This is a genomic window from Niveispirillum sp. (genome assembly GCF_017996735.1).
Lineage (GTDB): Bacteria > Pseudomonadota > Alphaproteobacteria > Azospirillales > Azospirillaceae > Niveispirillum.
Window position 1 is genome coordinate 1 of record NZ_JAGOGJ010000081.1, and the last position, 21,191, is coordinate 21,191.

General features: G+C 65.3%; 20 protein-coding genes. 11 read left to right on the forward strand and 9 right to left on the reverse strand.

What is annotated here, in order from left to right:
* Nucleotides 1-183 precede the first annotated feature (183 nt).
* The 5 genes from KBA48_RS21615 to KBA48_RS21635 all read right to left on the reverse strand — a co-directional run bounded on the left by KBA48_RS21615 (nt 184) and on the right by KBA48_RS21635 (nt 6,360).
* Nucleotides 184-1,731 (reverse strand): AMP-binding protein, encoded by a 1,548-nt coding sequence (locus KBA48_RS21615; protein WP_292910264.1) that lies wholly within the window; start codon nt 1,729-1,731, stop codon nt 184-186.
* A 57-nt stretch (nt 1,732-1,788) separates the two neighbouring features.
* Nucleotides 1,789-3,162, reverse strand: coding sequence for an MFS transporter (locus tag KBA48_RS21620; RefSeq protein WP_292910266.1), 1,374 nt, complete (start codon nt 3,160-3,162; stop codon nt 1,789-1,791).
* Nucleotides 3,163-3,280: 118 nt separating this feature from the next.
* Nucleotides 3,281-4,507, reverse strand: coding sequence for an acyl-CoA dehydrogenase family protein (locus KBA48_RS21625; protein WP_292910268.1), 1,227 nt, complete (start codon nt 4,505-4,507; stop codon nt 3,281-3,283).
* Between the two features lie 26 nt (nt 4,508-4,533).
* Entirely contained in the window at nt 4,534-5,268 is a 735-nt protein-coding gene (locus KBA48_RS21630; protein WP_292910270.1) for an SDR family NAD(P)-dependent oxidoreductase, read from the reverse strand.
* Between the two features lie 66 nt (nt 5,269-5,334).
* Nucleotides 5,335-6,360, reverse strand: coding sequence for a phosphotransferase family protein (locus KBA48_RS21635; protein ID WP_292910272.1), 1,026 nt, complete (start codon nt 6,358-6,360; stop codon nt 5,335-5,337).
* Between the two features lie 77 nt (nt 6,361-6,437).
* Here KBA48_RS21635 and KBA48_RS21640 point away from each other — a divergent pair, with 77 nt between their 5' ends.
* From KBA48_RS21640 to cofC, 6 genes are read left to right on the forward strand one after another with little or no spacing between them, the layout of a single operon-like run.
* Nucleotides 6,438-7,136 (forward strand): helix-turn-helix domain-containing protein, encoded by a 699-nt coding sequence (locus tag KBA48_RS21640; RefSeq protein WP_292910274.1) that lies wholly within the window; start codon nt 6,438-6,440, stop codon nt 7,134-7,136.
* A gap of 54 nt (nt 7,137-7,190) precedes the next feature.
* On the forward strand, nt 7,191-9,644 hold the full coding sequence (gene cofH / locus KBA48_RS21645) for a 5-amino-6-(D-ribitylamino)uracil--L-tyrosine 4-hydroxyphenyl transferase CofH (protein WP_292910276.1): 2,454 nt from the start codon (nt 7,191-7,193) through the stop codon (nt 9,642-9,644).
* On the forward strand, nt 9,634-10,341 hold the full coding sequence (npdG, locus tag KBA48_RS21650) for an NADPH-dependent F420 reductase (RefSeq protein ID WP_292910277.1): 708 nt from the start codon (nt 9,634-9,636) through the stop codon (nt 10,339-10,341). Before cofH ends, npdG begins: the two co-directional genes overlap by 11 nt.
* A gap of 3 nt (nt 10,342-10,344) precedes the next feature.
* Nucleotides 10,345-11,115, forward strand: coding sequence for a coenzyme F420-0:L-glutamate ligase (gene cofE / locus KBA48_RS21655; RefSeq protein WP_292910279.1), 771 nt, complete (start codon nt 10,345-10,347; stop codon nt 11,113-11,115).
* Nucleotides 11,116-11,125: 10 nt separating this feature from the next.
* Nucleotides 11,126-12,100, forward strand: a complete 975-nt coding sequence (gene cofD / locus KBA48_RS21660; protein WP_292910281.1) for a 2-phospho-L-lactate transferase — start codon at nt 11,126-11,128, stop codon at nt 12,098-12,100.
* Nucleotides 12,097-12,711, forward strand: a complete 615-nt coding sequence (cofC, locus tag KBA48_RS21665) for a 2-phospho-L-lactate guanylyltransferase (protein ID WP_292910283.1) — start codon at nt 12,097-12,099, stop codon at nt 12,709-12,711. The genes cofD and cofC overlap by 4 nt, the downstream gene beginning before the upstream one ends.
* Before the next feature lie 3 nt (nt 12,712-12,714).
* Here the strand turns inward: cofC and KBA48_RS21670 are convergent, their stop codons facing one another.
* Nucleotides 12,715-13,296 carry a TetR/AcrR family transcriptional regulator gene (locus KBA48_RS21670; RefSeq protein ID WP_292910285.1) on the reverse strand — a complete coding sequence of 194 codons (582 nt, stop codon included), beginning with the start codon at nt 13,294-13,296 and terminating at the stop codon, nt 12,715-12,717.
* Between the two features lie 231 nt (nt 13,297-13,527).
* On the opposite strand from KBA48_RS21670, the gene KBA48_RS21675 reads away from it, so the two are divergent.
* The 4 genes from KBA48_RS21675 to KBA48_RS21690 are packed head-to-tail and all read left to right on the forward strand — an operon-like array spanning nt 13,528 to nt 16,657.
* Nucleotides 13,528-14,751 (forward strand): cytochrome P450, encoded by a 1,224-nt coding sequence (locus tag KBA48_RS21675; RefSeq protein WP_292910287.1) that lies wholly within the window; start codon nt 13,528-13,530, stop codon nt 14,749-14,751.
* Nucleotides 14,752-14,777: 26 nt separating this feature from the next.
* Complete coding sequence (locus tag KBA48_RS21680; RefSeq protein WP_292910289.1) at nt 14,778-14,984, forward strand: ferredoxin; 207 nt, start codon at nt 14,778-14,780, stop codon at nt 14,982-14,984.
* 16 nt (nt 14,985-15,000) lie between these two features.
* Nucleotides 15,001-15,321 (forward strand): 2Fe-2S iron-sulfur cluster-binding protein, encoded by a 321-nt coding sequence (locus tag KBA48_RS21685; RefSeq protein ID WP_292910291.1) that lies wholly within the window; start codon nt 15,001-15,003, stop codon nt 15,319-15,321.
* Nucleotides 15,322-15,331: 10 nt separating this feature from the next.
* Nucleotides 15,332-16,657 carry an MFS transporter gene (locus KBA48_RS21690; protein ID WP_292910293.1) on the forward strand — a complete coding sequence of 442 codons (1,326 nt, stop codon included), beginning with the start codon at nt 15,332-15,334 and terminating at the stop codon, nt 16,655-16,657.
* Nucleotides 16,658-16,663: 6 nt separating this feature from the next.
* Here KBA48_RS21690 and KBA48_RS21695 read toward each other — a convergent pair whose 3' ends face one another.
* Entirely contained in the window at nt 16,664-17,827 is a 1,164-nt protein-coding gene (locus tag KBA48_RS21695) for an acyl-CoA dehydrogenase family protein (RefSeq protein WP_292910295.1), read from the reverse strand.
* Between the two features lie 108 nt (nt 17,828-17,935).
* Here KBA48_RS21695 and KBA48_RS21700 point away from each other — a divergent pair, with 108 nt between their 5' ends.
* Entirely contained in the window at nt 17,936-18,886 is a 951-nt protein-coding gene (locus KBA48_RS21700) for a LysR substrate-binding domain-containing protein (RefSeq protein WP_292910297.1), read from the forward strand.
* A 29-nt stretch (nt 18,887-18,915) separates the two neighbouring features.
* Here KBA48_RS21700 and KBA48_RS21705 read toward each other — a convergent pair whose 3' ends face one another.
* Entirely contained in the window at nt 18,916-19,989 is a 1,074-nt protein-coding gene (locus tag KBA48_RS21705) for a sigma-54-dependent Fis family transcriptional regulator (RefSeq protein WP_292910299.1), read from the reverse strand.
* Nucleotides 19,990-20,115: 126 nt separating this feature from the next.
* The gene (locus KBA48_RS21710) at nt 20,116-21,186 is read right to left on the reverse strand and encodes an ABC transporter substrate-binding protein (protein WP_292910301.1); all 1,071 of its coding nucleotides are present in this window, start codon (nt 21,184-21,186) and stop codon (nt 20,116-20,118) included.
* Between the last annotated feature and the right edge of the window lie 5 nt (nt 21,187-21,191).

Sequence of the window (21,191 nt, forward strand, 5' to 3'; positions counted from 1 at the left end):
GGTGGGCGCGGCGGCTCTGTGGCCTTGGTGCCTGCGCTTTCAATTTTGCACCATCATGCATTTTCTGATCGCGGTCAACCGCGTTCTGCAGGGTTTCTTCAAAGGAGCGATTTTTACCCTACAGTGCAACATCTCCGACACATTCGCCGGCCCTGCCGACATGCATGATGGCAGAGGCGTGCATTACCCGCCGATGGTCCGGTCCGTCGGCCAGTATTGTTTCTTCAAGGCTTTCTTGTTCACCTTGCCCATGGCGTTGCGGCCGATATCGGCCATGAACTCATAGGATCGGGGGCATTTGTAACCGGCCAGATGCTGGCGGCAGAAGGTGTTCAGGTCATCGGCCGTGGGTGGATCGGCGGGATCGGCGGCGATGACCAGGGCCTTCACCTCCTCCCCCATCTCACGGTTGGGGGCGCCGATGACGGCAACGTCGGCGACCTTGGGATGACGCAGCAGCACCTGCTCCGTTTCCGCCGGATAGATGTTCACGCCACCGCTGACGATCATGTCGGAGACGCGGTCGGTGATATAGACAAAGCCTTCATCATCGACATAGCCGACCTCCCCCAGCGTGAACACGCCGGGGGCGATATGGGCCTGGGCCGTCTTCTCGGGATCATTGTGATAGATGATGCCGCGCCCCGTCGTATCCCGGAAATAGAGCTGGCCGATCTGGTTGGGTCCCAGATGACGCCCATCCTCGCCCACAACCAACAGTTCGAAGGGCGCGATCGTCGGGCCGACCGATCCCGGCTTGCGCAGCCAGTCGGCGGCGGTGATCATGTTGGTGGTACCGGCCTCCGTCCCGCCATAGGCTTCGACCAGGACGGGACCGAACCAGTCGATCATGGCCTGTTTCACATCACGCGGGCACGCCGCCCCGGTATGGGCCAGACGTTTCATGGAGGATACGTCGTAGCGGGACCGCACCGCCGCCGGCAGGGCCAGCAGGCGCTGGAAATGGGTGGGCACCATCACGGAATTGGCGGCGCGGTAATGCTGGATGGCGGCCAGCACCTTTTCCGCATCGAACCCTTCCAGCGTCACCAGCGGGATACCGCCGGCAAAGGCACGCACCATGGTCAGCGGACCGGTATGGTACAGCGGCCCGACGGCAACGCCCGTGCCCTGGGGCAGCAGCGTGGCACGTTGGCGCAACAGCACCATCAGATCGGCGACGCTGGCGGCCGGCGGGAAATAGGAAGGCGGCGTCTCCGTCGCCTTGGGCCGGCCGGTGGTGCCCGATGTGTAATGCAGGTGCGGCAGCGGCGCCTGACTGGCCGGCGGCTCCGCCGCGGACGCCCGGGCCAGCCAATCCTCCCAGGCGATCACGCCGTCACGCGGGGGGCACCGCCAGCCGACGACCGTGCGAATGCCCACCTGCGCGGCGGCGGCCAGACCGACCTCAACTGTCTCCGGCCCGACGAACAGGGCCGAAGCGCCGCTATCCTCCAGAATATAGACCAGTTCCTCCAGCGTCAGATGATAGTTGACGGGAACGGAGGAGACACCGGCCAGCAAGGCCCCGACATAGGCCAGGACATTCTCGGCACTATTGCCGGCATAGACGGCAACCCGGCGCTGGCGGGGATAATCCAGGGCCAACAGGGCGTTGGTGACACGGTTCAGGACCGGGTCCAGATCGGTCCAGGAAAACCGGACCCGTTCATCCGCCAGGGCCAGGCTGGCATCCGGCAGCAGGCCGGCGGCGGGTTTGACCAGGGACATGGTGTTTTCTCCCTTGGCCACCCGGAGGGGGCGGCAGGTTTGCGGGGGAAGGCGGCGTCAGCTTGCGATGGGTGCGCGCGCGGCCCCTTCGGCCCGCAGCACGGCCGGGGCCAGATGGCGCAGCGACAACCGCATGGCGGCATAGCCACCGATGAAGCAGGTGACGGTGACGATCATCAGCGACGAACCGATGCGCGCCTCGTCCTTGAACACAAAATCGGTCAGGGCGCCGACGATGGCCGGCCCCGCGCCCATGCCCAGGATCGTGAAGACGAACAGGAACACGGCGATCAACTGACCACGCACCGCATTGGGCGCCAGCAGCGCGATGACCGACGAGACATAGATCATGAAAGGTACGGTCGTGAACTGCACGACGCAGTAGCAGGCCAGGAACAGCCAGGCGTTGTCGGTGGTGAACATGAAGAAGCCAGCCGGCGCCAGGGCCAGGATCAGCCAGCTATAGAAGCGCAGATGCGCATCCTTCATGCCCTTGCCGAACAGATGATCGACGACGCGTCCATTCACCACCAGCGACCCGGCGGCGATGATGTTCATGACGCTGAGCGCGGGACCATATTGCAGCGGCGTCCAGTGGAAGATGCGGCCCAGATAGGTGGGAACCCAGGAGGTCAGCGTATAGCCGCAGATGGCCATGAAGGAAAAACCGATCATCATCAGCCCGACCAGTTTCCAGTTCTCCCGCACGAAGCCGACCAGGGCGCCACGCCCCCCTTCCCTTTTACTGGCCATCGCCGCCACGCCCGGCGCATCGCGCCGGGGCGGCTCACGGAAGGTGAAGATCAGCAGCGCCATCAGGAAACCCGGCAGGCCGACCATGATCAGCACCAGATGCCAGGCCGCCGCCTGACCCAGGAACGGCCAATCGGTGCCGTCCAGCGTGGTGGCATAGGCTATCGCAATGCCCCCCAGGCCGAAGGCGGTGGCCGACCCGACCTTGCCCGCCATCTGGAACACCGACGTGGCGACGGTCAGCCTTTCACGCGGGAATTCATCGGCCAGCAGCGAATAGGCCGCGGGGATCAACGCCGCCTCGCCGATACCGACACAGACGCGGGCCAGCAGCAGCGCCTCGAACGACCGGGCGAAACCCGACGCCACCGTCGCCGCCGCCCAGAGTACGACGCCGAAGAACACGACCCAGCGGCGCGCATACCGGTCCACGGCCCAGCCCAGCGGCAAGCCGAACAGGGCATAGAACACGGCGAAGGCCGGGCCCAGCAGCAGGCTGATCTGAAAGTCCGACAGAACCAGATCGGCCTTGATCGGCCCGACAAGCATGGACAGGATCAAGCGGTCCAGCCAGGAAAACACATAAAGGCTGAACAGGACCGCGACCATCCACCAGCTTTTCAGCGCCACCGGCACCGGGGCGCCGGTCGTCGCCCTCACGGATGCATCACCCGACATGGGTCGTTTCCTTCCACTGTTCCAAACGGATGCCCGGTTGATCCGGACTGTTGTTGGAGCAGGACCGCATGGTCCCGCCCACCCGTCTTTTCATCACCGCTGCGGGCGGCGGACTCTCCTATCGCAACGGGTTACGATTGTATTCGTCGATCTTCAGTTTTCCCAGTTGGGCCATGTGAACCTCATCCGGGCCATCGGTCAGGCGGACATAGCGGTTGGTCAGGAACAGGCCGGCGATCGGCGTATCCCCCGACACGCCCGCGCCACCAAAGGCCTGGATGGCGCGGTCGCCCACCGTCTGGGCCATTTTCGGCGCCACGATCTTGATGGCGGCGATCAGATCCTTGGCGACTTTGTTGCCGTACTTGTCCATGGCGGACGCCGCCTTCAGGGTCAGCAGGCGGGCCTGCTCGATCTCACAGAAGGACAGCGCGATGTCCTGGCGGATGCTGCTTTGTTCGGACAGCTTCTTGCCATAGGCGACACGGTTTTCGACACGGTTGGCCATGTATTCCAACATGCGCTGGGCCTGTCCGATGGAGCGCATGCAATGGTGGATGCGGCCCGGCCCCAGACGACCCTGCGCGATCTCGAACCCGCGTCCTTCACCCAGCACGATGTTTTCCTTGGGCACGCGAACGTTGGTCAGCTTCAGTTCGGCATGCCCGCCGGGGGAATGGACATGGCCGAATACGCTCAGCGGACGGACAATCTCCACCCCGGGCGTGCTGCGCGGCACCAGGATCATGGAATGGCGCTGATGCCGGGGGCCTTCGCTGAAGGTCTTGCCCAGCAGGATCATCAGTTCGCAGTTGGGGTGCAGGGCGCCGGAGATCCACCATTTGCGGCCATTGATGACGTAATCGTCACCGTCCGGCAGGATCGAAGTCTCGATATTGGTGGCATCCGATGATGCGACCTGCGGTTCCGTCATCACATAGGCGGACCGGATGGAACCGGCCATCAACGGCTTCAGCCAGCGTTCCTGCTGTTCAGGCGTGCCGTATTTGGCCAGCACTTCCATGTTCCCGGTATCGGGCGCATTGCAATTGAAGAACTCCGACGCACCGAGCACCCGTCCCATCACCTCCGCCAGGGGGGCGTATTCCAGATTGGTGAGGCCGGGGCTCCAATGCCCATATTCGTGCGGCAGGAACAGGTTCCAAAGCCCCTCCGCCTTCGCGGCTTCCTTGATGGCTTCGGTGCCGGGCCATGGTTTCCAGAGATTGTTCTGGTCATGCAGCCACGCCTCCCGCTCCTTCTCGATCGGGTAGACATGGCGATCCATGAATGTTTCGACGCGGGCGATCAGGCCCTTCACCTTGTCGGAATGTTCGAAATCCATTTGGCACTCTCCTGCGGGCCGACGCTTCAAAGCGTCAGGCCGCCATCGACGATCAGGGTCTGACCGGTGACATACGCGGCCATGGGGGAAGCCAGGAACAGGGCCACGCCGGCCATATCGGCCGGCAGGCCGAACCGGCCCATGGGGATCTTGGCAAGGGCCCGTTCACGCCGCCCCGGATGGCCGGTGGTGACCTTGGTCAGCTTGGTATCGACCAATCCGGGGGCGAAGCCATTGACGCGCACGCCGCGATCGGCCCAGGCCTGACCCAGGGTCCGTGTCAGGCTGACGGCACCGGCCTTGGACGCGGCATAGGCCGGATTGCCCATGGTGGCCTTGAAACCGGCGACCGAACTGACGATCACGACATTGCCCTTGGCGTCGGCCAGTTCCTGTTCGAACTTCATAGCGCAATGCAGAACACTGTCGACATTGATGGCCATCACCTTGTCCCAACCGGCCTGCGTGAACTCCTCCTTGCGGTAGAGCACGGTGCCCTGGGACAGGACCAGGACGTCCAGGCCGTCGAACGGGGCCGGTGCGGCGGCGATGGCTTCGGGATTGCTGACATCCACCTGGGTGTAACCAAGGCCCGTCAGATCGGACCCGTCCTGCCCGTCATAATCACCGGGGCCGGCGCGCGTACCCCAGACATGAACGTCGGCGCCGCGTGAACGGAAGGCCTGGGCGATACCATTGCCAATGCCGCTGGACCCGCCAACGACCAGTATCTTTTTGCCCGTGAAGTCGGTGTCATTCATCTATTTCCCCCCTTATGGGGCGCGCATGGCCCGGGCCCGCGCGCATGTCGTTTGCGTGCCTGTGGATCAGGCGATCCAGTTCAGCGCCCGCTGGAACAGGCGCACAGCGCGCCCATGCAGCAGGTCGCCCGTCTCCTTCGCCGCGCGGCCGGCGCAGGCGCGGGCATGCGTGCCCTCCAGCAGAATTCCCAGCTTGTAGCAGGCCAGAACCCGGTACCAATCGATGCGCGACATGTCGCGCCGGGTGCGGGCGGCATAATGGGCGACCAGTTCGTCCGCCGTCGGGAAACCGATCCAGGGTTTCACGCTGACGGTGCCAGCCGCCGCCCCCGGCTCCGGCCATGTCGCCAGCAGCCAGCCCAGGTCGATCAGCGGATCGCCAATGGTGGCCAGTTCCCAATCCACGATGGCGGCCAACTCGCCGCTGTCGGGCCGGTACATGACATTGGCCAGATGGTAATCGCCATGCAGGATGCCGGGCGTGAACCCCTCGGGCCGCCGCTCCTCCAGCCATGCCGCCACCTCTGTCACACCGGGCAGGCTGCTGGCGCCGGGCCAGCCGTCGAACTCCGCATAGCCGTCCAGTTGCGATTTCCAGCGGGAAACCTGGCGTTCCAGATAGCGGTCGGGCTTGCCGAAATCCGACAGGCCCAGCGCCACATGGTCCAGCGCACCCAGGGCGGCAATCCCTTCAACCAGGGCCAGCCCCATCCGGTGCTGTACCCCGGCCGATCCCGCATGCAATGCCGGTAGCCCCGCCGTCGGATTAAAACCGTCGATCGGTTCCATGAGGTAGAAGGCAGCCCCCAGCACGGATTCGTCGGCACAAGCCGCGATCAGACGGGGGTGAGGCACATCGGTATCGGCCAGCGCCGACAAAAGCCGCGCCTCCCGCCGCATCGTTTCATTGGAATTGGGTCGCGGGTGCGGCGGTGGGCGGCGCAACACAAAGCAGCGCCCGGCGAAGGAAAAACGCAGCAGGATGTTCTGCGTCCCCCCCGTCAGACGCGCGGAATCCGTGATCGGACCCCGCCCGAGCCCCTGCGCCGACATCCATTCCGCCAGTGCGAAAAGGTCCAGTCCGGCCTCCACTTCAGGCCCCTCCCGTTGATTAATTCAACTGGATAATGCGGTTGACGCAGGCTGTTGGCAATGATAATTTTGCACTCATGGTTAGATTAGACACAAAACAACCCAGCCTCGCCGCTGACCAACTGAAGCTCGTCGCCCGGCGTCTTTTCGCCGAGAGGGGGGTGGACGGGGTCACTGTCCGGGAAATAGCCATCGCCGCGGGGCAGAAGAACCATGGCGCCGTCGGCTATCATTTCGGATCGAAGGAAGAACTGGTCCGAGCCATCATCCTGGACGGCGCCATCCTGATCGACCAGCGCCGCAATGATGCGCTGGACGTGCTGGAGGCGGCGGGCGGCCCTTGCTGCGTGCGGGAAGTGGTGGATGTGCTGGTCTATTCCGCCGTCAATATGGGCGATGAGGGCGGGGGCGAGGATACCTATATCCGCTTCATCACCATGCTGGGCATGACGCATCGGGACCTGTTCCTGTCGGCCCTGCAGGGAAAATGGAATTCGGGTTACCTGCGCTGCCTGAACCATCTGCGCCGCTTGATGCCGGCCATGCCGTCCACCATGAAGAACCAGCGCTTCGTGTTCATGGGTGCATTGTTGAGCGGCGTGCTGTCCATGCGGGAGGCGGCATTGACCGACACGGGGCGGGAACACCCCGTCTGGCGTTCCTCCACGACACTGCCGCATTTTACGCTGACGGTGGCGGCCCTGCTGGAGGCGCCCGCCGATGCGCTGGCCGCCATGCCGAACGGCCATGAAATGGCCGCCGACAGCGCCGATTGAACAAAAGGTGGTGGGCTGAAGACGCCCGAATTGCCACCAGACAGGGGGGTTTCCGTGACGCACCAACGACTGCCAGCCCCGGACCCGGCGACCCTGGACGATGCCTTGCTGAAGGAATGGCTGCTGTCGGCGCCTTTGACGGGCCTGCTTGAACAGGCGTCGGCCAGTTGCGCGGAAGGCCATGGCCGTATCGTCAGCTTCTCCCGCAAGGTGTTCATCCCGCTGACCCAGCTTTGCCGCGACCGCTGCCATTACTGCACCTTCTCCCGCCCGCTGGATCGGGGACGCAAGGCGTTCCTCACCCCCGAGGAAGTGATGGAGATCGCGCGGGCCGGGCAACGGGCGGGCTGCACCGAAGCCCTGTTCACGCTTGGTGAAAAGCCCGAACTGCGCCACGCGGCCGCGCGTGAGGAACTGGTGGCATTAGGCTACCCGACGACACTGGCCTATCTGGAGGCCATGTGCGACCGGGTGCAGAAAGAAACCGGTCTGCTGCCGCATGTGAATGCCGGCACCATGGGCCGGGCGGAGATAGCGGCGCTGCGCCGGGTTTCCGCCTCGCAAGGCATCATGCTGGAGACCATTTCCGACCGGCTGGGCGAAAAGGGTGGGCCGCATTACCGGTCACCGGACAAGGTGCCGTCGGTACGGCTGGACACGATCCGCATGGCCGGCGAATTGTCGGTGCCCTTTACCAGCGGCATCCTGATCGGTATCGGCGAGACGCGGGATGAGCGTCTGGATGCGCTTCTGGCGCTGCGTGACCTGTCGCGGCAATACGGCCATATCCAGGAAATCATCGTCCAGAATTTCCGCGCCAAGGCGCGCACGCCCATGGCGAACCATCCCGAACCGGATATGGACGATCTGCTATGGACCATTGCCGCCGCCCGGCTGATCTTCGGGCCGGAGATGAACATCCAGGCGCCGCCCAACCTGTCCAGCGGCGATTACCCCCGCCTGCTGGCTGCGGGGATCAATGACTGGGGCGGTATCTCCCCCGTCACGCCCGATCACGTGAACCCCGAGGCACCCTGGCCCGCGATCGAGAAACTGCGCGCCGCCACGGCGGAAACCGGCCGTATCATGGTCCCCCGCCTGCCCGTCTACCCCGCCTGGAACCGCGATGTGGACCGGTGGCAGGATACGGCGATGGCGCCGCTGGTGCGGCGGATGGCCGATGCGGAGGGCTTTGCCCGCGATGATGAATGGTCTCCGGGCACCACCTTGGCCCCGCGCGTGCGCCCGCCGGTGCAGGGCCTGCCCGTCGACCCCGCCCTGACCAGAATCCTGGATCGCGCGGCGACGGGACATGCGCTGACAGAACCGGAAATCGTGCGTCTGTTTGCGACACGCGATGCAGAAGTTGAACAGGTCTGCGCCGCCGCCAACGGATTGCGGCGCCAGGTCTGCGGCGATGTGGTGACCTATGTCGTCAATCGCAACATCAACTACACCAATATCTGCGCCTATAAATGCGGGTTCTGCGCCTTTTCAAAGGGCAGCACCGATGATCACCTGCGTGGCAAGCCCTATGACCTTGACCTGGGCGAGGTGGTGCGCCGCACAGTGGAAGCGGCCGAGCGTGGTGCGACGGAGGTTTGCCTGCAAGGCGGCATCCATCCGCATTATACCGGCGATACCTATCTGAACCTGGCCCGCTCCATCCGCGATGCCGTGCCTGATATGCATATCCACGCCTTCTCTCCTTTGGAGATCGCGCAAGGGGCCGCGACCCTGGGCATACCGGTCGCCAGCTTCCTGAAGCGGTTGAAGCAGGCGGGCCTTTCCACCCTGCCCGGCACGGCGGCGGAAGTGCTGGATGATGAAGTGCGGGTGCTGCTGGCCCCTGACAAACTGACCACGGCGGAATGGCTGTCGGTGGTGGAGGATGCGCATCGCCAGGGCCTGCGCACCACGGCCACCATCATGTTCGGCCATGTCGACCGGCCGGAACATTGGGCCCGCCACCTGATCCATATCCGCGAATTGCAGCGCCGCACCGGCGGCTTCACGGAATTCGTACCCCTGCCCTTCGTGCATATGGAAGCACCGATGGCGCTGCGCGGACGCACACGCCGGGGACCCACCTTCCGGGAAGTGCGGCTGATGCATGCCGTTGCCCGGCTGGTGCTGCACGGGCTGATCGACAATATCCAGTTGTCCTGGGTGAAACTGGGTCCGGCGGGTGCGCATATCGTGCTGGATGGTGGCGTCAACGATCTGGGCGGCACCTTGATGAATGAAAGCATCTCCCGCGCCGCCGGCACCCAGCACGGCCAGGAAATGCCGCCGGAAGCCATGGAGGCGCTGATCACCGCCACCGGCCGCCCCTCCCGGCAGCGAACCACCCTTTATGGCGCGGTCAATGCCGCCACGCAGGCCCGGGGGCGAAACGCCGCCCCCCTGGCTCCGATGGTCTTGACCACACCCCGCAGACACATCAACAAAATCCGGCCGGTATCGGCCGATCAGGGTAGGAAAGAGAGTGCGCATCATGCCGAATGACAATGCAAACCCGACTGGTCCGGCCAACAGCCGCCCCACCATCGCCGTGCTGGGCGGCACCGGCAAGGAAGGCAGCGGCCTCGCCCTTCGCTGGGCCCATGCCGGCTATCCCGTGATCGTGGGCAGCCGGTCGGCGGACAAGGCCGCCGAAGGGGCCGCCGAGATCAACCAGACCCTGGGCCGTGACGCCGCACGCGGAACGGACAATGTCACCGCCGCCGCCGACGCCGAAATCGTCGTCCTGACCGTCCCCTTCGCCGCCCAGAAGGCGACGGTGGAAGAGGTGCGCGCCGGCTTGACGGGCAAGATCCTGATCGATGTGACCGTGCCCCTGGTCCCGCCGAAAGTGTCCAAGGTGCAATTGCCCAATGGCGGTTCGGCAGTGGAAGCCATCCAGACCCTGCTGGGCCCGGATGTGAAGGTCGTGTCGGCCTTCCAGAACATCTCCGCCCATCATCTGAAGAAGCTGGACCATGAGGTGGAATGCGACGTGCTGGTCTGCGCCGATGACAAGGAAGCCGGTGAACGCGTCGTGACGCTGGCAAAGGATATCGGTCTGGGGGCATGGTACGCGGGTGTGCTGGCCAATTCCGTGGTGACGGAGGGATTGACATCCGTGCTGATCGCGCTGAACCAACGCTACAAGGTGCCGGGTTCGGGCATCCGCATCACCGGCGTCCCGCGCCAGGACGGTTGAGCCATGGCACCGCCGGCGACCTTGACGCTGAACGCCCCTGACTTCCCGCATCTGGTGCGGCCGGGGGATGATCTGGCGGCCTTGATCGCCGGCTCCCTGGCCGCATCCGGCCTGATCCCGCGCGATGACGATATCCTGGTGCTGGCCCAGAAGATCGTGTCCAAGGCCGAGGGACGGCTTGTCCGGCTTTGCGATGTCACGCCGTCACCCCGCGCCGTGGAACTGGCCGAAATGACGGGCAAGGATGCCCGGCTGGTCGAACTGGTCCTGTCGGAATCGCAGTCGGTGGTGCGGGCACGGCGTGGGGTCATCATCGTGCGTCACCGGCTGGGCATGGTGCTGGCCAATGCCGGCATCGACCAATCCAATGTGACGCAGGAGGATGGGGGCACGGCGCTGCTGCTGCCCGCCGACCCGGATGCCAGTTGCGCCGCGATCCGCGACCGGCTTGCCACGCTGACGGGGGCGGCTCCGGCGGTGATGATCGTGGACAGCCTGGGAAGGGCCTGGCGCAACGGCACCATCGGCACGGCCATCGGCATTGCCGGGGCGCCGGGCCTGGCGGACCTGCGGGGCCGGCCGGACCTGTTCCAACGCCCCTTGCAGACCACGGAGGTCGGTTTCGCCGACGAGGTGGCGGCGGCGGCCTCGCTATTGATGGGGCAGGCGGCGGAAGGGCGGCCCGTGGTACTGGTCAGGGGCGTGCGGCTGGAAAGGCGCGACGGCAATGCCGGCGAACTGATCCGCCCCCTGCAACTCGACATGTTCCAATAGAGGCGGTGCGATGATGGCGTTCGGTGGCAAGGTTCTGGCATTGGCGGGCGGTGTGGGCGGGGCCCGCATGGCGGCCGGACTGGCCCGGGCGCTGCCGGCCGGCGCGCTGACCGTCGCCGTCAATGTCGGCGATGATTTCGACCATCTGGGCCTGCACGTCGCCCCCGACCTGGATACCGTCACCTATACGCTGGCGGGCATCAACAACCCGGCGCAGGGTTGGGGCATCGCGGGGGAAACGACGGCCTTCATGGGGGCGCTGAAACGTCTGGGCGGGCCGGACTGGTTCCTGTTGGGCGATCAGGACATGGCCACCCATGTGCTGCGCACCCTGCGTCTGAAGGCCGGCGAAAGCCTGTCCGCCATCACGGCGGATTTTGCCCGCCGGCTGGGCATCACGACCCGGATCGTGCCCATGTCCGATGACCCGGTGCGCAGCATCGTCGATACCGACGAGGGAACCCTGCCGTTCCAGGATTATTTCGTGCGCCGGCAGTGCATCCCTCGCTTTCACGGCATCCGCTTCGACGGGCTGGAAACGGCGCGGCCATCGGCCGGGCTGGTCGCCGCCCTTCGCGACCCGGACCTGTCCGCCATCATCATCTGCCCGTCCAATCCCATCCTGTCCATCTGGCCCATCCTGGGCGTCTCCGGGGTGCATGCGGCGTTGAGCACGGCGAGCGCACCGGTCATCGCCGTCTCCCCCTTCATCGGAGCCAAGGCGGTGAAGGGGCCGGCGGGCAAGATCTTCGCCGAGTTGAACCTGGACCCGTCGCCCGCCGGCCTGCTTTCCTGTTATGATGGGCTGGTGGACGGGCTGGTCATGGACCATGCCGACGCGGACCGGGCCGGCAATTGCGGCGACGTGGCGTTGCGCGTCACCGACATCCTGATGCGCGATGGCGCCGATCAGGAACACCTGGCCCTGGAAATCCTGGATTTCGCCGCCGGCCTGCGGGCCGGCACAGGAGGGAGAGACGGATGAACATCCAGATCATCATCCCCGTCCGCGCGCTGGATGACGGCAAGCGCCGGCTGTCTACCGTTCTGACACCGTCCGAACGCCGCGCCCTGAACGGCTGGTTCTTCCGCCGCACGGTGGCGGTGGCCCGGTCCGTCCTGCCGGCCAGCCGTATCCTGCTGGTCAGCGCCGCCCCGGACCTGCTGGCCTATGGACGGGCGGCGGGATTGGTGACGGTGGCCGAACAGCAGCCGGGCGACCTGAATGCCGCCCTGCGCCTGGGCGCCCTGGCCGCGCGCGAAAACGGGGCGGACGCCACCTTGTCGGTCAGTTGTGACCTGCCCTTCCTGGGCCGCGACGACCTGCAGGCAATGATCGATGCGGCCCGCCCCTGTGGCGTGGTCCTGGCGCCCGACCGCTATGGCACGGGCACAAACGCCCTGCTTGTCGCCCCCGTGGGGGGCATCGGCTTCCACTACGGGCAGAACAGTTTCCAGGCCCATCGCGACGCCGCGGTGCGGGCCAAACTGCCGCTGACGGTGATGCGCCGCCGGGGCCTGGGCTTCGACATTGATGTTTCCGCCGATCTGGAAGCTTTCGGCATGTCGGCACAAAGGCTGGCGGCGACAGGCTGACCCTTACCCCAGACTGATGGCCGGCAGGTGCGCGACGGCCCGGCGGAACGCGGCGCGTTGCCGCTCCGGCGTCCAGTATTGCCGGTCGAACAGGGCCTGCATGGCGATGCCGAACAGGGCGTCGCAGACATCCTGCGCCTGGATTTCCGCCTGCTCGGCCCCAATGCCGGCCGCCAGGAACTGCGCCCGCGCACGCTCCCGCGTGCCGGCCAGACCCAGCCGGTGTTCCTCCAGCAAACCCGGCTCGAACAAGGCGGCGGTCCAGAAACACAGCCAGATCGTCCAATGCCGGCGCTGCATATCCGCGACGGGCAGCACCTCTTCCAGCAGGCGCACAAAACTGGGCTTCATGTCGGCCAGCAGCTTCTCCCGCATCGCCACCGATTCCGCGATGACATGGCGATAGGTCTCGCGCAGGACCTCGTTCTTATCCTTGAAGTAATGGCTGATGACCGTGGTCGAGCAGCCAAGCCGGGCCGCAAGGTTGCGGAAGGTGACGGCCGGTAGCCCCCCTTCGATGACCAGATCGGCCGCCGCCGCCACAACGGCGGCCCGGCGCTGGTCACTGTCGACAACCACTGGCATTTCCGCCCCCCGGTTTTGATGACGCGCGTTGTACAACAATCGTTGCCCAAAAAGCCAGGGCGGTGACGATCGTTCCGAACCCGCCCAAATCACGCATAAAAATAACCATCAGTGCAAAAACATGCGTTGTACAACAAACGTTTTATCTTCATAGTGCGGCCCAGGGAGGATCGGTCCCGAACACCCGCCCAAGCGGGGCGGCCGGTCGCAACGCTATTGAAGGAGCATCCGATGCCGCAGGCCCAGCCCGTCATCCCGAACCATGTCCCGCCGCATCTTGTCCGCGATTTCAGCTATTGGAAGACGCCGGGCATGGCCCCCACGCCCAATGGCAATCCGCAGGCGGCGCTCAGCTTTGTGCACCGGGAGGGTCCGCCGCTGTTCTACGCGCCGGCCAACACTTATGACGGGCGCGGCACCTGGGTGGTGACGCGGGCCGAGGACCAGCGCCGCATCCTGCAGAATCCGGAAGTCTTTTCCAGCAACCGCGGCATCTTCATGGCCGCCCTGGGCGAGGATCTGCCCATGGTCCCGCTGGAGAAGGACCCGCCCGACCACCAGATGTACCGCGCGCTGCTGAACCCGCTGCTGTCGCCCAAGCGGGTGGACGCGATGGAGGCCGGCGCCCGCGAACGGGCCGTCCGCCTGATCGAAGGGTTCAAGGACAAGGGTAGCTGCGAGATCATGAATGATTTCGCCTTTCCCTTCGCGGTCGGCGTCTTCCTGCAGTTCCTGGGCGTGTCGGACGACCGGCGGGATGAATTCCTGGGTTGGGCCAACGATCAGTTCCACGGCACGCTGGACCAGCGCCTGAACGCCATGCGCACCGTGGTCAACTTCATGAAGGGTCTGATCGACCTGCGCAAACGGGAACCGGCGGAGGATTTTGTCGGTTTCCTGCTGAAGGCGGACGTGCAGGGCCGCCCCCTGACCGACAAGGAAATCCTGGGCATCGCCGTGCTGCTGTTCGAAGCCGGATTGGACACGGTGGCTGCCGCCGTGGGCTTTGACCTTTACCATCTGGCCCGGCATCCCGACGACCAGCAGCGGCTGCGGGACGACCGGGACCTGATCAAGCCGGCGGTGGAGGAATTCTTCCGGGCCTATTCCACCATCCAGATGCTGCGCAAGGCCGTGAAGGATTACGATTTCGACGGGATCATGATCAAGGCCGGCGACCTCGTCTCCTGCCCCACGATGATCGCCAACCGCGACCCGGCGGAATTCCCCGACCCCGACCGTATCGATCTGGCCCGCGACAATAATCGCCACACGGCCTTTGCCTATGGCCCCCACCGCTGCCTGGGATCGCACCTGGCGCGTCGTGAACTGATCATCGGGCTGGAGGAATTCCTGGCCCGTATCCCGACCTTCCGCATCAAGCAGGGGACGGCACCGGTCACCTATGGCGGCTATGTCTTCGGGATCGAAAATCTGGTGCTGGACTGGACGTGAACAGTCCGAACAGGGAGGAAAGAACAATGATAATCCGCGTGAAACCCAATATCTGCCAGGGCCATGCCCGCTGCTATGCGCTGGCGCCGCAGATTTTCCAGTTGGATGACAGCGGCTACATCCTACCCGGCGACATTACCGTGCCGGAGGGGCAGGAGGCGCTGGCCCTCCGGGGTGTCCGCTCGTGCCCCGAAAAGGCCCTGACCGTCCTTGACGGCCAGGATGCCGGCTGATGGGCGGGAGGAACGCATGGTACTGATCCATTTCATCTCCCCCGGCGGTGACCGGCAATCCCTGGACATTCCCGACGGCTGGTCGGTGATGGAAGGCGCGGTGAAGGAAGGGATCGACGGCATCCTGGGCGATTGCGGCGGGGCGTTGTCCTGCGCCACCTGCCATGTGCGTGTCGATGACGCCTGGCGCGACCGTCTGCCCGCGGCAACGGCGGAGGAGGTGTCGATGCTGGAAATGGCCATCGATCCCGGGCCGGACAGCCGCCTGTGCTGCCAGATCAGGGTAAACCCCGCACTTTCCGGTCTGGTCCTGACGCTGCCTGAACGCCAGTATTGAGGGCATATCCATGACGGATGCGACGACCCTTCCCCCCGCCGGGAACGGGGCCGCCGGTTATCCCGGCCCCGCGGCGGGCTGGCTCACGGTGGCCGTGCTGTTCACCCTCTATATCCTGTCGCTGACCGACCGCTATATCATCGCGCTGCTGGTGGAGCCGGTGAAGCGTGACCTCGGCCTCTCGGATTTTGAGATCAGCCTGCTGCAGGGACCGGCCTTCGCCCTCCTGTTTTGTCTGTGTGCCATTCCCGCCGGGCTGGCGCTTGACCGCTTCCCCCGCCGGCGCGTGCTGTACGCCGCCGTCACAGTGTGGAGCGTGGCGGCGGCGCTGTGCGGACTGGCCAGGGGTTTCCTGGATCTGTTCGCGGCGCGGGCCGTGCTGGGGGCCGGGCAATCCGGCTTCGGCACCGGCAGCTATTCCCTGATCGGCGACAGTTTCCCGCCCCAGCGCGTGTCGCTGGCCATGTCGGTCTATGTCATGGGCGGGGTGATGGGGGCCGGCATCGTGTTCCTGGTGGGCGGTCCCATCGTGGCCGCCGTGACGCGGGCCGGCAGCATCGACATACCCGTTCTGGGCTCGCTTGAGTCTTGGCGACAGGTTTTCCTGCTGACGGGTTTGCCGGGGCTGCTGCTGGCGTTGCTGGTCTTCCTGTTTCGCGAACCGCCCCGCCGGGCCAGACCCGCCGGGGCGGGCACCGGCTACGGCGAAGCCCTGATCTGGCTGCGCGGCAATGCCCGGCTCTATGCCGCCATCTTCCTGGGTTTCGGCACCACCTATGCCGTCACCATCGGTTTCCAGCTCTGGGCACCCAGCCATTTCATGCGTGTCCATGGCTGGGACCCCGCCCGGACAGGCATGGTGCTGGGGATTGTGCAGGTGCTGGCGGCGCTCAGCCTGCCCCTGCATGGCGGCATGGTGGACCGGCTGTTCCGTGGCGGGCGTCGCGATGCGCACCTGTTCTGGTGCCTGTCGACCGTGCTGGCCGCCGCGCCCTGCGGCATCGCCGCCTTCCTGGTCAGTGATGCATGGGCAACGGTGGTGCTGTTCGGCCTGTTCATGGCACTGATCCTGTCCACCGCCAGCATGGGGCCGGCCCTGGTACAGGTGGTGACGCCCCCGCACCTGCGTGGCCGCGTCTCCGCCATTTATGTGCTGGTAACGGGCCTGCTGGCCATGGCGGGCGGCCCGGCCACGGTCGGCTTCATCACCGACCATATTCTGGGGGATGCGAAACGGGTCGGCTTGTCGCTGATCCTGACCGTGATCTTCCTGCTGTTGCCGGCCGCCGCCGCCCTGGCCCTGGGACGCGCACCGCTGCGCGCCCGCACCGCCTGACCGGCATCAGAAGGATTTCGGCAGGCCCAGCACATGGGTCGCCACATGGCTGAGGATCAGGTTGGTGGAGATGGGCGCCACCTGATACAGCCGCGTTTCGCGGAACTTGCGCTCGATATCGTATTCCTCGGCAAAGCCGAACCCGCCATGGGTCTGCAGACAGGTATCGGCGGCTGCCCAGGACGCTTCCGATGCCAGCAGCTTGGCCATGTTCGCCTCCGACCCGCAAGGACGCCCGGCATCGAATAGGGCGGCCGCCTGTTCCACCATCAAGGCGGCCGCCGTCACCTGCACATGGGCGCGGGCGATGGGGAATTGCACCCCCTGGTTCTGGCCGATGGGACGGCCGAACACTTCCCTGTCCCGCGCATAGGCGCTGGCCCGATCGATGAAGAAACGGCCGTCGCCGATACATTCCGACGCGATCAGGATGCGTTCGGCATTCATGCCGTCGATGATATATTTGAACCCCTTGTCCACCTGCCCGATCAGGTTCTCCGCCGGCACTTCCAGATCATCGAAGAACAGTTCGGTCGTGGCATGGTTCAGCATGGTGCGGATGGGCCGGATGGTCAGCCCTTTGCCCACCGCGTCGCGCATATCGACCAGCAGCACCGACAGGCCATCCGTGCTTTTTGCCACCTGTTCGCGCGGGGTGGTGCGGACCAGCAGCACCATCAGGTCGGAATGTTCGGCCCGGCTGATCCAGATTTTCTGACCGTTGACGACGAACTTGTCCCCCACCCTCTTCGCAAAGGTGCGGATGCGGGTCGTGTCGGTGCCGCTGGTCGGCTCCGTGACGCCGAAGGCCTGCAGGCGCAGGTCGCCCGACGCCACCGCCGGCAGGTATCTGGCCTTCTGTTCCGCCGTGCCATGCCGCAGCAGCGTGCCCATCGTGTACATCTGGGCATGACACGCACCGCCATTGCAGCCGGACCGGTGGATCTCCTCCAGCACCGCGATGGCCGCCCCCAGCCCCAGGCCCGACCCGCCATATTCCTCCGGGATCAGGACCGACAGGAACCCTTCCCGTGTCAATGTCTGCACAAAATCGGTGGGATAGGCCCGGTCGCGGTCCAGCGCCTGCCAGTAGCTGCCGGGGAAACCGGCGCACAGGCGGCGCACGGCCTCGCGAATGTCGGGATGGCTGCGGGCGCTGAGGTCACTCATGGCTGTTCCTGCATTATGGTGCAATTTTTGTCATTCTGGCATCGCCATCGCCATACGTCCAAGATAGAGTACGTCCAGTGCTTATGCCGAAAAGGTATGGGGTGGACGATGAACCTGCGGCAGCTTTCCTATTTTGTCCGGATCGTCGACCTGCAAAGCCTGTCCAAGGCGGCGGCCGTGCTGCGGGTGGCGCAGCCGGCCCTGTCGCGGCAGATGCGGGCGCTGGAGGACGATCTGGGAACGGGCCTGCTGGTGCGTCATGGCTGGGGCGTGACGCCGACGCCCGCCGGACAGGTCCTGGCGGATCATGCCCGCCGGCTGCTGCGGGAGGCACAGGCGACGCGCGATGCCGTGGCCGCCCTGTCGGCGGAACCATCCGGCAGTCTGTCTCTGGGTGTACCCAGTTCGCTGGCGCTGGCCATGCTGCCGCGCCTGTCCGCCTGGTTCCTGGAACATTATCCAAAGGTCGCCCTGCAATTGCTGGACGGGTTCAGCGCGTCCATCCATGGCTTGATCATGTCGGGGCGGCTGGACGTGGCCGTGCTGTATGCGGACCGATCACTGGGACCGCTGGCGGCAACGCCGCTGCTGCGTGAACCGATCATGCTGGTCGGCGGCGCGGGCCGGCTGGCGGCGCCGGTGCCGGTCACCCTGGATGCGCTGGGGACGATGCCGCTGATCCTGCCATCCCGCCCCAACCGGCTGCGCCTGTTGCTGGATCAGTTACGCATCGACCACGGGCTGGATCTGGATGTGCGGGTAGAGGTCGACAGCCTGCCCGCCCTGCTGGACATGGTCCGCACCGGCCAGGGGTTCACCATGCTGCCCTATTCTGCGGTGCATGACCCGGTCACGGAAGGGCGCCTGTCCGCCGCACCGCTGGACCCGCCCGCCCTTTCCCGCACCCTGGTCATGGTGCGTCCGCTTGACCGCATTCCCACGGCCGCGACGGGCATCCTGGAACGGGCCATGCGTCGCCTGGTGGTGGAAACCTCGTCCACCATGCGATGGGAACCGCTGGTGGACCTGTCCGCCGATGATGACGGCGACCCAATCTGACCATCGGTCAAGAATTGTGACCGACGATGTTACAGCAGGCCATACTGCTTCAACCGGTGGCGCAGGATGTTGCGGGTGATGCCCAGGAGCTTCGCCGTCTGAAGCTGGTTACGGTGGCAATATTCATAGGCGGCCTGAAACAGCTTCGCCTCCACCAGATCATACAGGTTCTCCGCCCCGCTTTCGAAAAGCGGCAGCAGCGCGCTGTCAAAGCTGGGCGGGGCCGTGTCGGTCACCATAGCGGGCACTACGGTTTCGACGGGCATACGCTGTCCGGGCAGGTTCAGGTCGGTCGGGCCGATCGCCTCCCCATTCATCACCAGCAGGGCGTGGTGGATGACGTTTTCCAACTCGCGGATATTGCCGGGCCAAGCATAGGCGGTCAGCAGCCGTTCGGCAGCGGGGGACAGGCCCACGCTGCGCATGCGCAGCCGCTCCCCGTACATTTTCAGGAAATGCCGGGCCAGGGGCAGGATATCCGCTGGGCGTTCGCGCAACGCCGGCACCCGGATCTGCGCCACATTCAGGCGGAAATACAGATCCTCCCGGAACCGGCCGGCCCGCACCGCCCCTTCCAGATTCACGTGGCTGGCCGCAATGATGCGGACATCAATGGGAATGGCGGCGCGGCTGCCGACACGGGAAATCTCCCGCTCCTGCAGCACCCGCAGCAGCTTCACCTGCATGGTCAGCGGCAGGTCGCCGATTTCGTCCAGGAACAGGGTCCCGTGCTGCGCCGCCTCGAACCAGCCGCGCTTGGCGCTGACAGCGCCGGTGAAGGCCCCGCGCTCATGCCCGAACAACTCGCTCTCCACCAGATTTTCCGGCAGGGCGGCGCAATTGATGGCGATGAAGGGCCGGGCGGCCCGCGCGCTTAACCGGTGCAGCAGACGGGCAACCAGCTCCTTGCCGGTGCCCGTCTCGCCGGCCACCAGCACCGTCGCCTCCGACGGGCCGATACGGCCGATGCGGTCATAAAGCTGGCGGGAGGCCGGGTCCTCGAACACGACCGCGCTGGCCCGGATGCTTTGCGAGTGAAAGCCCGGACTGTCGAAGGTCATCAAACCGGGCGGTCCTTCCCGCCCGCCAGGTTGCAAAGCCATCGCGGCCCCTTTCCGATCGCCCAGCAGGGAAAATACCCCACTTCATTGCTTCGGATTTTAGGGGCAATAATTGGCAGTGTCAAACGGTGAATTATACTAATATACATTGTTTAAAATGTTAATATCTCATGCCGCCCCCTGCCAGTAGCTTTCCAGGCCCAGATCCTTCAGCGCCTTGGCGGTGAAGGAGGGGGTCAGCAGGGCCGACGCGTCGATGCGCTGGCGGATCAGCTTGTTGTCCAGGGCGTATTGCACCGTGTCCTGATAGCGTTCGGCAATATCCGGGGCGAACAGCGGCGCCCAGCGCTGCCGCCATTCCACCCCCTGCTCGTCATAGGTACGGTTCAGGACACTGCGCGGCGTGCCGGTACGGCCCTGGAAATCCAGGTATTTCTCCTTGTTGGCCGGGTCAGAGGCCCAGTGCGCGGCCTTGACATAGGCGGTGACGACCAACTGGGTCAGTTCCGGCTGGCTTTCGATGAAATCCTTTCGCCCGAACATCTCCGTCCGCATTTTCCATTCCGGCCCCTGCCCCTTGCTGGACCAGAGGATGCGGGCAACACCCTTTTCTTCCAGCAGATAGGCGTCGGTCATGGTGAACAACCCGTCGACCTTGCCGGCCGACACGGCCGCCGCCCCGGTCATGGGATCGATGTTCAGGATGGTGAAGTCCGACGGGGACAGGCCGCGCGCCGCCAGCAGGCGGAAGAACGGGATTTCCCAGGGCCGGCCGCGATGCACCGCGATACGCTTGCCCTTCAGATCGGCCACATCCTTGGCCGTGGACCCCGCCGGCACCACCAGGAACGTATCGCCGCTGCCGCCCATGCCATTGGGCACCAGCAGCCGGGTCTGCACGCCATTGGCATTGCAGATGATGGTGGGCAGATCGCCGTAGGAGGCGAACTCGATGGAGCCGTTGGCGAAGCCTTCATTGATCTGCGGCCCCGTCGCCTTATGCGACACGGCAAACGGCTCCAGCTTGACGCCGCGCCTGCCCAACTCCGCTTCCAGCCAGCCCTGATGCTGGATGATGGCGGCATAGCCGGTCAGTTGCACCTGCCCTTGCGCAAAATTCACCCCACCCGCAATGCGGATGGATTTGGGCAGGCCTTGCGCACGGGTAATCACCGCGGGCGCCGCCACGGCGGCCATGCCGGCGACACCGGCCTTCAGCAGGAAACGACGGTCGATCATGGTCC